Source organism: Vibrio sp. 1978 (assembly GCF_033344345.1).
The window spans coordinates 1-513 of sequence record NZ_JAWPOP010001048.1; the positions used below are offsets into that span (position 1 = coordinate 1).

2 pseudogenes are annotated in these 513 nt (G+C 46.0%); both read left to right on the forward strand.

The annotated features are described in order from the left end of the window. Window positions 1–350, forward strand: a pseudogene (locus tag R8N49_RS30585) (LysR family transcriptional regulator); the annotation flags it as partial. 12 nt (window positions 351–362) lie between these two features. Next, window positions 363–513 (forward strand): annotated as a pseudogene (locus R8N49_RS30590) (SDR family NAD(P)-dependent oxidoreductase); the annotation flags it as partial.

The window sequence follows — 513 nt, forward strand, 5'->3', positions numbered from 1 at the left end:
CGGCTCAGCGAATTACCCATATCGATCAACTCAAACAATATCGCCAACTGGTGATACGCTCAAAGAGTGCAGAACCAGGTAGCCTCAACCAAGCATTGAGCCCAGATATCTGGTACGCTGATAACTACTACATTTTGTTGGAATTAGCGAACAAAGGGTTTGGATGGTGCTTCCTGCCGGAGCACTTAGTCGCAGACTCACCAAACACGTTAAAAAAAGTTGGGGATGATTTCACAAAGCTGGCTTGGCAAGTCAATGTTGACCTGATTCAACATCAAAAATGGCATTCTGATCCCCTCCATCAACAAGCCAAAGCAGAGCTCATTACTCTCTTTGAGCAAAACAGTTAAGTAGGATAAATAATGGCAAACACATTGATTGTAGGTGCAGGTTGGCTTGGTACTCCACTAGCGCAAGCCTTGTTAGTCGAGGGACATGATGTAGTTATTACGCGTCGTAGCCAAGCTCGGTTAGATGAACGGCCATCCACTATTGCTAACGCCGCCCTGCTTG